Consider the following 13,489-nt stretch of genomic DNA (forward strand, 5'->3'; position numbering starts at 1 on the left):
AGCGAAGGAAGGCCGAAGCCCCCGATCACCTGCATTAATCACAGTGCACCTTTCAAAAAAACCGCCGCGTTGGGACAGACCGGCAGATGAAACACCGGTACGTTGCTCGCTACACATTTTTTGGAATCGCCCAGCAAAGACTGCTTGGTAATCGGCAACTCCTGCAATTCAGGCGAATCCACAGAAGTTGTATCAAGAAGGGAGCGTAGTCTACCGGAATGCCCCTTTCATCTCAAACCTTGATCTTCGTCTGTTGGCTGCCAATGCAATTTCCAGCCGTCCGGCCCCTGCCCGTCAAGGCCCGGCAGGTTCGCCACGGCGAGCAATTCTGCACCACGAAACAGCAGCGGCAATCTGCCACGGACGAAGGCCGGCACCACGCGTTCATTGAGCAGGCGCTTGAGATCGCGATGGCCGCGCTCCGCCAGGTGCATCACCTCGCCACCCTGCCGATAGGCAATCCGTAATGGCCCGTCGGGAGTCTGCCCGCTGAACATGACACGTCCGTTATTCGCCAAGCGTAGCGTTGTCGACGGGTCAGGCCACTCACAACTGCCCGCCGGCGCGCGCAGCCAGTTGCCGCTCAACCACCATACCCGGCCGGCGCTGCGATGCAGCTCACCGTCGGCCAGACGCCAGATCGGCGAAGCATCGTTGGCAGCACCGCACAGGTTGTCCCAACCCGACCAATGGTCAGTGTCGGGCAGCCGAGTCAGCGGTTCCAGCCAGTGGCTGAGTGCGTTGCGCTGACGAGCAGCGGACAAATTCGCCAGCGGCGTCAGCTCCAGCGATGGCAGGCCCAGCCATGGAAACTCGCTCGGCGTGGAGGCTTGCGCCAGATCGAGCTGCGCCAGCTCATCAAGCAAACCTTGCGCCTCGCGCAGATGCGCCGCGCTGCGGGCCATGCTTGCCTGCGCCTGCGGCCAGCGTGCGGTAAGCAACGGCAGTACCTGATGGCGCAGATAGTTGCGCGAGAACTGCCGATCTTCGTTTGACGGGTCTTCGATCCAGCGCAACTGATGCGCGCGGGCGTACGCCTCAAGCTCGGCGCGCGTGGTGTCGAGCAATGGCCGCAGCAGCGTGCCCTGCCCCAACGGTCGCTGCGTCGGCATCGCCGACAGTCCGCGAACACCGGCACCGCGCATCAAGCGAAACAACAGGGTTTCGGCCTGATCATCACGGTGTTGCCCGGTCAGCAGCACCTCATCCGCCTCGGTCAGCGAGGTGAACGCCGCATAGCGCGCCTCCCGCGCTGCCCGCTCCAGACTGGCGCCGGGTTGTACTGACACCCGAATCACTTGCAAAGAAACGCCCAGCGCATCGCAGACCGACTGACAATGTTCCGGCCACGCATCGGCCGCAGCCTGAAGACCGTGATGGATATGGATGGCGCTGAGCGCTGGCAGGGAATGGTGTTTAGCGAGATGGGCTAGCAGATGCAGGAGGACGGTGGAATCCAGACCACCGGAGAAGGCGATGCGCCACTGAGCGGCGTTGCGCCAGGGCTCAAGGCTCGACATAAGCCGAGATGGCAAATCACTCTTCGAAGGATTCATAGAGAGGGTCGCTTCATAAAGAACCCTGTAGGAGCTGCCGCAGGCTGCGATCTTTTGATCTTGATACAGCAAAATCAAAAGATCGCAGCCTGCGGCAGCTCCTACAGGGGTACTGCGCAGTCGACTTAGAGACCGTAGCTCATCAGACGATCGTAACGACGCTTGAGCAGCGCTTCGTTGTCGAACTTCTTCAGCATCGCCAGTTGCGAGCTCAGTTCGGCACGGATCGAGGCAGCGGCAGCGGCCGGATCACGGTGAGCGCCGCCCAGTGGCTCGCCGATCACCTTGTCGACAATGCCCAGGCCTTTCAGGCGCTCGGCGGTGATGCCCATGGCTTCAGCGGCATCCGGCGCTTTTTCGGCGGTTTTCCACAGAATCGAAGCGCAACCTTCCGGCGAGATCACCGCGTAGGTCGAATATTGCAGCATGTTCAGCTGATCGCAGACACCGATCGCCAGGGCACCGCCGGAACCACCTTCCCCGATAACGGTGGCGATGATCGGGGTCTTCAGACGCGACATCACGCGCAGGTTCCAGGCGATAGCCTCGCTCTGGTTGCGCTCTTCAGCGTCAATGCCCGGGTAGGCACCCGGGGTGTCGATGAAGGTCAGGATCGGCATCTTGAAGCGCTCGGCCATTTCCATCAGACGGCAAGCCTTGCGGTAGCCTTCCGGACGCGGCATGCCGAAGTTGCGGCGTACCTTCTCACGCACTTCACGGCCCTTCTGGTGGCCGATGATCATCACCGGCTGGTCTTCCAGACGTGCCACGCCGCCCACAATGGCCGCGTCGTCGGAGAAGTGACGGTCACCGTGCAGTTCGTCGAACTCGGTGAAAATGTGCTCGATGTAGTCCAGGGTGTACGGGCGTTTCGGGTGACGCGCCAGGCGTGCGATCTGCCAGCTGGTCAGCTTGCCGAAAATGTCTTCGGTCAGCGTGCGGCTCTTGTCCTGCAGGCGGGAGATCTCATCGCCGATATTCAGCGAATTGTCATTACCGACCAAGCGCAACTCTTCGATCTTGGCTTGCAGGTCGGCGATCGGCTGTTCGAAATCTAGAAAATTCGGGTTCATAGGCGTCCGTCTTGGGTCGTGTCCCAAATGAGCTTGGGCCGGCCGGTTGTCTATTCGCGCCCTACCTTAAGGGAGAGGCGCGCTGAGGTCGAGATTAAAAATTCAGGTTGCGGGCAAGCGCAATCATGGCACTTGCCGGTCAACGGTATTGGAGGAAGACGTTGTCTCGCCCGAACTGGTCACGCAGGGCTTGAATCAACGCATCCGCCGGGTCGATTCGCCAGGTCTCGCCAAACTGCAGCAAGGTCTTCGCATCGGGACTGGTGTACTCCATGGTGATCGGGCACGCCCCGCGGTGACGCTTGAGCAGCTCACCCAACCAGCGTAGCTGATCGCCTTTCAAGTCCTGAGTGTGCAGCTTCAGGCGCAGGCTTTCGGCCAGATTGGTCCGCGCATCTTCCATGCTCATCACCCGCTTGACCCGCAGGCGCAGGCCGCCGGAGAAGTCGTCGTTGCTGACTTCGCCCTCGACCACCACCATCGCGTCGGTCTGCAACAGCGACTGCGCGGAGTGGAACGCATCGGCGAACAGCGACGCTTCGATCCGCCCCGAGCGGTCATCGAGGGTGATGAAGCCCATCTTGTCGCCCTTCTTGTTCTTCATCACCCGCAGGGCAATGATCATCCCGGCCACGGTTTGCGTGTCGCGAGCCGGTTTCAGGTCGATGATGCGCTGCCGGGCGAAACGGCGAATCTCGCCCTCGTACTCGTCGATCGGGTGCCCGGTCAGGTACAGGCCCAAGGTGTCTTTCTCACCCTTGAGGCGTTCCTTGAGGGTCAGTTCCTTGGCCTTGCGGTGCGTCGCGTAGACGTCGGCATCTTCTTCGACGAACAGCCCGCCAAACAGGTCGGCATGACCACTGTCGTGGGTGCGGGCAGTCTGTTCGGCGGCCTTGATCGCCTCCTCCATCGCCGCCAGCAGCACCGCGCGGTTGCGGTCGATGTTGGCCTGATAAGCCTTTTGCTCATCGTGGAAGTAGGGGCCGAGGCGATCCAGCGCGCCGCTGCGGATCAGACCGTCGAGCGTGCGCTTGTTGATGCGTTTGAGGTCGACCCGGGCGCAGAAGTCGAACAGATCCTTGAACGGACCATCCTGACGGGCCTCGGTGATCGCTTCCACCGGACCTTCGCCGACGCCCTTGATCGCGCCGAGGCCATAGACGATGCGGCCGTCGTCGTTCACCGTGAACTTGAACTCGGAAGTGTTCACGTCCGGCGCGTCGAGGCGCAGTTTCATGGTGCGCACTTCCTCGATCAAGGTCACGACCTTGTCGGTGTTGTGCATATCCGCCGAGAGTACCGCGGCCATGAACGGCGCCGGGTAGTGCGCTTTCAGCCAGGCAGTCTGGTAAGACACCAGGCCGTAGGCGGCGGAGTGGGATTTGTTGAAGCCGTAACCGGCGAATTTTTCCACCAGGTCGAAAATGTTACCGGCGAGGTCGGCGTCGATGTTGTTGGTCGCGCAACCTTCAATGAAGCCGCCGCGCTGCTTGGCCATTTCCTCGGGTTTTTTCTTACCCATGGCTCGCCGCAGCATGTCCGCACCACCAAGGGTGTAACCGGCCATGACCTGAGCGATCTGCATCACCTGTTCCTGATACAGGATGATGCCGTAGGTCGGCGCCAGTACCGGCTTGAGACCTTCGTACTGGTAGTCCGAGTGCGGGTACGCCAGTTCGGCGCGCCCGTGCTTACGGTTGATGAAATCGTCCACCATGCCGGATTGCAGCGGGCCCGGACGGAACAGTGCCACCAGTGCGATCAGGTCTTCCAGGCAGTCGGGCTTGAGCTTTTTGATCAGCTCTTTCATGCCGCGCGATTCAAGCTGGAACACCGCGGTGGTTTCAGCTTTCTGCAGCAGGTTGTACGTCGGTTTGTCGTCCAGCGGAATGAACGCGATGTCCAGCGGCTCTTCGCCGACCTTGGCGCGGTCGCGGTTGATGGTTTTCAGCGCCCAGTCGATGATCGTCAGGGTGCGCAGGCCGAGGAAGTCGAACTTCACCAGACCGGCGGCCTCCACGTCGTCCTTGTCGAACTGGGTTACCAGACCGTCACCGGCCTCGTCGCAATAGATCGGCGAGAAGTCGGTCAGCTTGGTCGGCGCGATTACCACACCACCGGCGTGCTTGCCGACGTTACGCACCACGCCCTCAAGCTTGCGCGCCATCTCCCAGATTTCCGCCGCTTCTTCATCGACCTTGATGAAGTCGCGCAGGATCTCTTCCTGCTCGTAGGCTTTTTCCAGGGTCATGCCGACTTCGAACGGAATCATCTTCGACAGACGATCCGCCAGGCCGTAGGACTTGCCCTGCACCCGCGCCACGTCGCGCACCACAGCCTTGGCGGCCATGGAACCGAACGTGATGATCTGGCTTACCGCGTTGCGGCCGTATTTCTCGGCCACGTAGTCGATCACCCGGTCGCGACCGTCCATGCAGAAGTCGACGTCGAAGTCGGGCATCGAGACCCGTTCCGGGTTAAGGAAACGTTCGAACAGCAGGTCGTATTCCAGCGGATCAAGGTCAGTGATCTTCTGCACGTAAGCCACCAGCGAGCCGGCACCCGACCCCCGGCCAGGACCTACCGGCACGCCGTTATTCTTGGCCCACTGGATAAAGTCCATCACGATCAGGAAGTAACCGGGGAAGCCCATCTGGATGATGATATCCAGCTCGAAATTCAAGCGATCGACGTAGACCTGACGCTTGGCTTCGTAATCTTCGGTGGTGTCCTTGGGCAGCAGCACCGCGAGGCGTTCTTCGAGACCTTCGAAGGACACCTTGCGGAAATATTCGTCGATGGTCATGCCATCGGGGATCGGGAAGTTGGGCAGGAAGTGCGTGCCCAGCTTCACTTCAATGTTGCAGCGCTTGGCGATCTCGACAGTGTTTTCGATGGCGTCGGGAATGTCGCTGAACAGCTCGGCCATTTCCTCGGCGCTTTTGAGGTATTGCTGGTCGCTGTAATTCTTCGAACGCCGCGGATCGTCGAGGGCCCGCCCCTCACCGATGCACACGCGGGTTTCGTGGGCAGCGAAGTCTTCCTGCTTGATGAAACGCACATCGTTGGTCGCCACCAGCGGCGCGCCGAGCTTGTCGGCCAGGGCCACGGCACCGTGCAACTGCTCTTCATCGTTGGGGCGATTGGTGCGCTGGATTTCCAGATAGAAACGATCCGGAAACACCGCCATCCATTCGCGCGCCAACGTCTCGGCTTCGTCCGGGTTGCCACTGATCATGGCCATGCCGATCTCGCCTTCCTTGGCGGCGGACAGCATGATCAGGCCTTCGTTGGCTTCAGCGACCCATTCGCGCTCGATGATGATCATGCCGTTGCGCTGACCATCGATGAAGCCGCGCGAGATCAACTCGGTGAGATTGCGATAACCCTTGGCGTTCATCACCAACAGGCTGATCCGGCTCAATGGCCCGTCCGGATCCTTGTTCGACAGCCACAGGTCGGCGCCGCAGATCGGCTTGATGCCGGCGCCCATGGTGTTTTTATAGAACTTGACCAAGGAACACATGTTGTTCTGATCGGTGACCGCCACCGCCGGCATGTTCATGCCGGTCAGCGCCTTGACCAGTGGCTTGATCCGCACCAGCCCGTCGACCAGGGAGTATTCAGTGTGCAGGCGTAGATGAACGAATGAAGCCGGCATAGTGATCCTGTCCAGTTACATAGAGACAACAAGGCCCGGATTGTACCGGGCCTCGAACAAAACATCAGCCTTGCGACTAAACCTGCATCAGACCTTCAAGCGCCTCGTAGGCCTGACGCACCGGGGCGAACGAGCGCCGGTGAATCGGCGTCGGCCCCAGCCGTGCCAGCGCTTCCAGATGAACGGGCGTCGGGTAGCCTTTGTGACCGCCGATGCCATAACCCGGGTAGATCAATTCGAACGCGGCCATTTCCCGATCGCGACTGACTTTGGCCAGAATCGACGCGGCAGCAATGGCTGGCACCTTGCCGTCGCCCTGCACCACCGCTTCGGCGCGCATCGGCAGTTTCGGGCAGCGGTTGCCGTCGATCATCGCCAGTTTCGGCTGAATATGCAGCCCGGCCACCGCGCGCTGCATGGCGAGCATGGTCGCATGGAGGATGTTCAGCTCGTCGATTTCCTCGACTTCGGCGCGGGCGATGCACCAGCTCAGGGACTTTTCGATGATCTCGTCGTAGAGCTTCTCGCGCCTGGCTTCGGTGAGTTTCTTCGAGTCGTTGAGGCCGAGGATCGGCCGGTTCGGATCGAGGATCACCGCCGCCGTCACCACCGCGCCGCACAACGGGCCGCGACCGACTTCGTCGACACCGGCCACCAGCTCTTCGACTTCGGCGACCAGGGTGAAATTCAGGCCCATCTGCATTGTTTTGCTCATGGTTTCTGCCCGATCAGGTTGAGGACGGCATCCGCCGCCTGATTGGAAGCATCCAGCCGCAGTGTGCGGTGGATCTCGTCGAAGCCTCGGGTCTGCTCTTCGCCGCCTTCGATCAGCGGCGCCAGGGTCTGGGCCAATGCCTCCACCGTCGCATCATCCTGCAACAGTTCCGGCACCAACAGCCGTTGGGCCAACAGATTCGGCAGTGACACGTACGGGCTCTTGACCATGCGCTTTAAAATCCAGAACGTCAGCGGCGCCAGGCGATACGCAACAACCATTGGTCGCTTGTACAGCAAGGCTTCAAGCGTCGCCGTGCCGGAGGCGATCAGCACTGCGTTGCACGCTGCCAGGGCCAGATGCGATTTGCCGTCGAGCAGGGTGACCGGCAAGTCGCGGCCAACCAGCAACTCTTCTAGCTGAGCGCGACGCTCGGCATTGGCGCACGGGATGACGAAGCGCAGCCCCGGCCGCATGGCTCGCAAACGCTCGGCTGTATCCAGGAACAGCGCACCGAGACGGCCAACTTCGCCACCGCGACTGCCTGGCATCAACGCCACCAGCGGCCCGTCAGGCAGGCCGAGTTCGGCACGCGCTGCGGCGCGATCGGCCTGCAACGGAATGGTATCGGCCAGCGTATGACCGACGAACCGCACCGGCACGCCCTTCTCTTCGTAGAATTTTGCTTCAAACGGCAACAGGGTGAGCATCAGATCGCAGCCTTCGCGAATCTTCAGCACACGCTTCTGGCGCCACGCCCACACCGAAGGGCTGACGTAATGCACGGTCTTGATCCCGGCCTGACGCAGCTTGAGTTCGATGTTGAGGTTGAAATCGGGAGCGTCGATGCCGATGAACACGTCAGGTTTCTCGGCGATCAACGTGGCGATCAGGTCCTTGCGGCGCTTGAGCAACTCGCGCAGCCGCCCGAGCACTTCCACCAGGCCCATCACCGACAGACGTTCCATGGGGAAGTAAGACGTCAGGCCCTCGGCCTGCATCAACGGACCGCCGACACCGATGAACTCGACCGCCGGGTGTTGAGCCTTGAGGGCGCGCATGAGGCCGGCGCCCAGAATGTCACCGGAAGCCTCTCCCGCCACCAGCGCAATACGCAGACTGGCCATGATCAGCGGGTGATGCCGCGAGTCGACGACTGGATCGAGTCACGAAACAGCGCAACTTCCGGGAACTGCGCAGCAGGCTCGGCCAGTTCGGCCAACGCTTGCTCCACGGTCAGGCCCTGGCGATACACGGTTTTGTAAGCGCGACGCAGCGCATGAATCGCGTCTTCGCTGAAACCCCGACGACGCATGCCTTCGAAGTTCATGCTGCGCGCTTCGGCCGGGTTGCCGAACACGGTCACGAACGCCGGAACGTCCTTGCCGATGGCAGTGCCCATGCCGGAAAAGCTGTGGGCGCCGATGTGGCAGTACTGATGCACCAGGGTGAAACCGGAAAGGATCGCCCAGTCGTCAACATGTACATGCCCGGCCAACGCGGTGTTGTTGACCAGAATGCAGTGGTTGCCGATGACGCTGTCATGTCCGATGTGGGCATAGGCCATGATCAGGTTGTGATCGCCAAGGGTGGTTTCCGAACGATCCTGAACGGTGCCCCGGTGAATCGTCACGCCTTCGCGAATGACGTTGTGGTCACCGATCACCAGACGGGTTTCCTCACCCTTGTACTTCAGGTCAGGGGTGTCTTCACCGACCGAGGAAAACTGGTAGATGCGATTGTGCTTGCCGATGCGGGTCGGGCCTTTGAGGACCACATGCGGTCCGATCACAGTACCCTCGCCGATTTCCACACCTGCGCCGATGATCGACCACGGGCCGACCTCGACGCCGTCAGCCACAACGGCCGACGGATCGATGATTGCGCGAGGGTCAATCAAACTCATAGCTTGCGTTCCGCACAGATGATTTCAGCCGAGCAGACCGGCTTGCCATCGACCGAAGCCTGGCATTCGAATTTCCAGATCTGACGCTTGCAGCTGATGAACTTGGCTTCCAGGATCAACTGGTCGCCCGGCAGCACTGGCTGGCGGAAACGCAGTTTGTCGGAACCGACGAAGTAGTAAAGGGTGCCATCGGCCGGTTTCACGTCGAGCATTTTGAAACCGAGGATCCCGGCAGCCTGGGCCATCGCTTCGATGATCAGTACGCCCGGCATGATCGGGTGCGCCGGAAAGTGGCCGTTGAAGAATGGCTCATTGATGCTGACATTCTTGTAGGCGCGAATGCGCTTGCCTTCAGTGTCCAGTTCCACCACCCGATCCACCAGCAGGAACGGGTAACGGTGAGGCAGGTATTCGCGAATCTCGTTGATGTCCATCATTTCGGGGGGAAGCCTATGTAAAGATTGGGAGCGCGACTGACGCGCACTCCTCTAGCAAATCAAGGAGGCAGTCTAGAGGCTGTGCACACTTGATATGGAAATGGTATCAGCCATCAGATGAAGCATTGCTGCCGGGGGTCACTTCCCCGACGCGCTTTTCCAGCTGCTTCAAACGTCGCGCGAGGTCATCGAGCTGACGGATGCGGGCCGCGCTTTTGCGCCATTCGGCCGCCGGTTGCATGGCTGTGCCGGAAGAATAGGCGCCTGGCTCGGTAATCGAGTGGGTCACCATGGTCATCCCGGTCAGGAAAACGTTGTCGCAGATATCGATGTGCCCAACCAGGCCGACACCACCGGCGAGCATGCAATGCTTGCCGATTTTGGTGCTGCCGGAGATACCGACACACGCCGCCATCGCGGTGTGATCACCGACCTGAACGTTGTGCGCGATCTGGATCTGATTGTCGAGTTTCACGCCGTTGCCGATCACGGTATCTGCCAGCGCGCCACGGTCGATGGCGGTATTGACGCCGATCTCGACATCGTCGCCGATGGTCACGCCGCCGATCTGGGCGATCTTCTGCCAGATACCTTTCTCGTTGGCAAAACCGAAGCCTTCACCGCCGAGCACGGCACCGGACTGGATCACCACCCGCTTGCCGATGCGCACGTCGTGGTACAGCGTGACCCGCGGGGCGAGCCAGCCGCCCTCGCCGATTTCACTGCGGGCACCGATGACGCAATGGGCGCCCAGAGTGACCTGCGCACCGATGCGCGCACCGGCCTCGATCACCACGAACGGGCCAATGCTGGCGCTTGGATCAACCAGCGCATCCGGCGCAATCACCGCCGTGGGATGAACACCCGCAGCGGCTTTCGGTTTGGGATCGAACAGGTGAGAGATACGGGCGTAAGCCAGATAAGGATCCGGCACCACCAGCGCGTTACCGGCAAAACCTTCGGCATCGGCTTCCTTGAGCAATAGCGCAGCCGCCTGGGAACTTGCCAGGTATTTGCGATATTGAGGATTTGCCAGAAAGCTCAACTGAGCTGGGCCAGCCTCCTGCAAGGTGGCTAGCCCAGTAATTTGCTTCTCGGGGTCGCCACGCAGGGTGGCGCCGAGGAACTCGGCCAACTGGCCGAGCTTGATAGTCACGGTCATGGGTTACTTCAGCTGATTCATGCGCTCGATAACCTGGCGCGTGATGTCGTACTGAGGTTTGACATCGATCACTGCGCCACGCTCGAACACCAGGTCAAAACCACATTTCTTGATGACTTCTTCCACTGCGCTATCCAGTTTCGGCTTCAGTTGCTTGAGCATTTCGCGATCGGCAACAGCCTTGGCTTCGTTCAGCTCCTTGGACTGGAACTGGAAGTCACGGGCCTTTTGCTTGAATTCAAGCTCCAGACGCTCACGCTCGCCCTGCTGCATCTTGTCGCCACCGGCCATCAGGCGATCCTGAATGCCCTTGGCGCTGCTTTCCAGGGTCTTGAGCTTGGTCAGTTGCGGACCGAACTTCTTTTCGGCATCCACGGCGTATTTCTTGGCCGCATCGGATTCCAGCAATGCCATCTGATAGTTCAGAACGGCGATTTTCATGTCGGCGAACGCCGGGCCTGCCACCAGTACGGAGGCCAGGAGAACCAATTGAGTCAACTTACGCACGATGCACTCCTACAAAATCCATTGTCGTTATCTTGGGTCAGACGCTTAGAACGTCTGGCCGAGGGAGAATTGGAACACTTGAGTTTCAGCGTTATCCGGTTTCTTGACCGGCATCGCCAGAGCAAAACTCAGAGGACCCAGTGCGGTGACCCAGGTCACACCCACACCAACGGAACTGGCCATGTTGCTCAGGCTGATGTCGTTACACTTGGTGTTGGACGTCGAGCCATTCGCGTTGGTGGTGTCCTTGCACTGCGAATCGAAAACGTTACCCACATCCCAGAATACCGAGGTACGCAGGGAGCGTTGATCCTTGACGAACGGCAGCGGGAACAGAACCTCGACACCGCCCTGGATCAATACGTTGCCACCGAACGGCAGCGGATCCTGGTCCGGGTCGACCGAAGTGCCCGGGTTAGTACCACGACTTGGGGTACTACGAGGACCCAAAGTACTATCCTTGAAGCCACGAACCGAGTTGAAACCACCAGCATAGTAGTTTTCATAGAACGGCAAGCCGTCGGTCGAACCATACCCGTCGCCATAACCCAGCTCGGTGTGCAGACGCAGGGTGTAGTTCTCGGTGATCGGCTGGAACAACTGGCCACGGTAGTCGAGTTTGTAGAACGACAGGTCGCTGCCTGGAATCGTGGTTTCCAGCGTCAGGCTCTGGGAACGGCCACGGGTCGGCAGTACGCCCTTGTTCAGGGTCGACTCGGACCAGCCGGCCGAAGCCTTGAAGTTCAGGTAGTTGTCGCCTTCCTTGTTAACGAAGTCGAAGATTTCGTCAACGGTGTACTGACCGGTCTTGATCTTGTCCTGCTGCGCGGACAGACCGAAGGTCAGACGCGAAGTCTCGCTGATCGGGTAGCCAACGTTGACGCCGGCACCCAGGCTGTCTACCGCATAGCTCGCTACGTCGACGTCGAGGTCTTTGTAGTCGGTGGTGCGATAGAACGCGTTGTAACCCAGGCTCACGCCATCGGCGGTCCAGTACGGGTCAACATAGCCGAAGTTGTAGCGGCTCTGGTATTCGCTGCGGGTCAGGCCCACGCTCACACGGTTACCAGTACCCAGGAAGTTGTTCTGAGTGATCGAACCACCGAGGATCAGACCGGCGCTCTGGGCGAAACCGACACTGGCGGTGATCGAACCGGAGGCTTGTTCTTCAACGGCGTAGTTCACGTCAACCTGGTCGTCGACACCCGGAACAGCCGGTGTCTCGACGTTCACTTCTTTAAAGAAGCCCAGACGCTCCAGACGGGTCTTGGACTGGTCGATCAGGTAGGTCGAAGCCCAGCCACCTTCCATCTGGCGCATTTCACGGCGCAGCACTTCGTCCTCGGACTTGGTGTTGCCACGGAAGTTGATGCGGTTGACGTAGGCGCGCTTGCCCGGATCGACGGCGAACAGAATGTCCACGGTGTGATCATCGTCATGCGGCTGAGGTATGCCGTTGACGTTGGCGAAGGTGTAACCCTCGTTACCCAGACGGCGAGTGATCAGTTCGGAGGTGGTGGTCATCAGCTTGCGCGAGAACACCTGGCCTTTCTGCACCAGCAACAGCGATTTGACCTGGTCTTCAGGCACCTTCAGGTCACCGCTGAGCTTGACGTCACGAACGGTGTACTTCTCGCCTTCGGTGATGTTGACGGTGATGTAGACGTGTTTCTTGTCCGGGGTGATGGACACCTGGGTCGAAGCGATATCCATGTTGATGTAGCCACGGTCCAGGTAGTAGGAACGCAGACGCTCCAGGTCACCGGAGAGTTTTTCACGGGCGTACTTGTCGTCGTTCTTGAAGAACGACAGCCAGTTGGTGGTTTTCAGCTCGAACAGGTCGATCAGATCGTCATCAGGGAAGACCGTGTTACCCACCACGTTGATGTGCTGGATGGCAGCCACGGTGCCTTCGTTGATCTTCACTTTCAGCGCCACACGGTTACGCGGCTGCGAAACCACTTCGGTATCGACGGTCGCCGAGTAACGGCCCTGGGCAACGTACTGACGTTGCAGTTCGTTACGGACACCCTCGAGGGTGGCGCGCTGGAAAATCTCGCCTTCGGACAGACCGGACTGCTTCAGGCCTTTCATCAGGTCTTCGGTAGAGATCGCCTTGTTGCCTTCGATCTCGATACTCGCGACCGACGGACGTTCGACGACCGTGATCACCAGAACGTTGCCTTCGCGGCCCAGCTGGATATCTTGAAAGAAACCGGTTTTGAACAACGCACGAGTGGATTCCACCAGGCGACGATCATCCGCCTGCTCGCCGACGTTCAACGGCAAGGCACCAAAGACGCTACCCGCGGAGACCCGCTGGAGGCCGTTGACGCGAATATCAGAGATAGAGAAGGACTCGGCGTGCCCGGAGGCGATAAACAATACGGGGAGGACGGCAGGGGGCGGCCGGGGTTGCGTGTAGTGCTTTGGTTTTCGATGTGGCCGTGTAGAGTGTGGGGCGACTTGGGG

10 protein-coding genes are annotated in these 13,489 nt (G+C 60.1%); all 10 read right to left on the minus strand.

The window, feature by feature from the left end:
- Nucleotides 1-227: 227 nt before the first annotated feature.
- Nucleotides 228-1,556: a tRNA lysidine(34) synthetase TilS gene (gene tilS / locus ACIP8I_RS26465; RefSeq protein ID WP_400764835.1), complete on the minus strand. Its 1,329-nt coding sequence runs from the start codon at nt 1,554-1,556 to the stop codon at nt 228-230.
- A gap of 125 nt (nt 1,557-1,681) precedes the next feature.
- On the minus strand, nt 1,682-2,629 hold the full coding sequence (locus ACIP8I_RS26470) for an acetyl-CoA carboxylase carboxyltransferase subunit alpha (RefSeq protein ID WP_064586192.1): 948 nt from the start codon (nt 2,627-2,629) through the stop codon (nt 1,682-1,684).
- A 139-nt stretch (nt 2,630-2,768) separates the two neighbouring features.
- Nucleotides 2,769-6,290, minus strand: coding sequence for a DNA polymerase III subunit alpha (dnaE, locus tag ACIP8I_RS26475; RefSeq protein WP_007964283.1), 3,522 nt, complete (start codon nt 6,288-6,290; stop codon nt 2,769-2,771).
- 76 nt (nt 6,291-6,366) lie between these two features.
- Nucleotides 6,367-6,993: a ribonuclease HII gene (gene rnhB, locus ACIP8I_RS26480; RefSeq protein ID WP_400764842.1), complete on the minus strand. Its 627-nt coding sequence runs from the start codon at nt 6,991-6,993 to the stop codon at nt 6,367-6,369.
- Nucleotides 6,994-7,001: 8 nt separating this feature from the next.
- Nucleotides 7,002-8,132, minus strand: coding sequence for a lipid-A-disaccharide synthase (gene lpxB, locus ACIP8I_RS26485; protein ID WP_260525077.1), 1,131 nt, complete (start codon nt 8,130-8,132; stop codon nt 7,002-7,004).
- Between the two features lie 2 nt (nt 8,133-8,134).
- Complete coding sequence (lpxA, locus tag ACIP8I_RS26490; protein ID WP_123587099.1) at nt 8,135-8,911, minus strand: acyl-ACP--UDP-N-acetylglucosamine O-acyltransferase; 777 nt, start codon at nt 8,909-8,911, stop codon at nt 8,135-8,137.
- On the minus strand, nt 8,908-9,348 hold the full coding sequence (gene fabZ / locus ACIP8I_RS26495; RefSeq protein WP_003222142.1) for a 3-hydroxyacyl-ACP dehydratase FabZ: 441 nt from the start codon (nt 9,346-9,348) through the stop codon (nt 8,908-8,910). Before fabZ ends, lpxA begins: the two co-directional genes overlap by 4 nt.
- Before the next feature lie 106 nt (nt 9,349-9,454).
- Nucleotides 9,455-10,510 carry a UDP-3-O-(3-hydroxymyristoyl)glucosamine N-acyltransferase gene (gene lpxD, locus ACIP8I_RS26500; protein ID WP_400764838.1) on the minus strand — a complete coding sequence of 352 codons (1,056 nt, stop codon included), beginning with the start codon at nt 10,508-10,510 and terminating at the stop codon, nt 9,455-9,457.
- A 3-nt stretch (nt 10,511-10,513) separates the two neighbouring features.
- The gene (locus ACIP8I_RS26505; protein ID WP_400764839.1) at nt 10,514-11,017 is read right to left on the minus strand and encodes an OmpH family outer membrane protein; all 504 of its coding nucleotides are present in this window, start codon (nt 11,015-11,017) and stop codon (nt 10,514-10,516) included.
- 45 nt (nt 11,018-11,062) lie between these two features.
- On the minus strand, nt 11,063-13,402 hold the full coding sequence (gene bamA / locus ACIP8I_RS26510) for an outer membrane protein assembly factor BamA (protein WP_400764841.1): 2,340 nt from the start codon (nt 13,400-13,402) through the stop codon (nt 11,063-11,065).
- Between the last annotated feature and the right edge of the window lie 87 nt (nt 13,403-13,489).

Origin of the sequence: Pseudomonas sp. NPDC088414, assembly GCF_044753325.1 — a bacterium.
Classification (GTDB): domain Bacteria; phylum Pseudomonadota; class Gammaproteobacteria; order Pseudomonadales; family Pseudomonadaceae; genus Aquipseudomonas.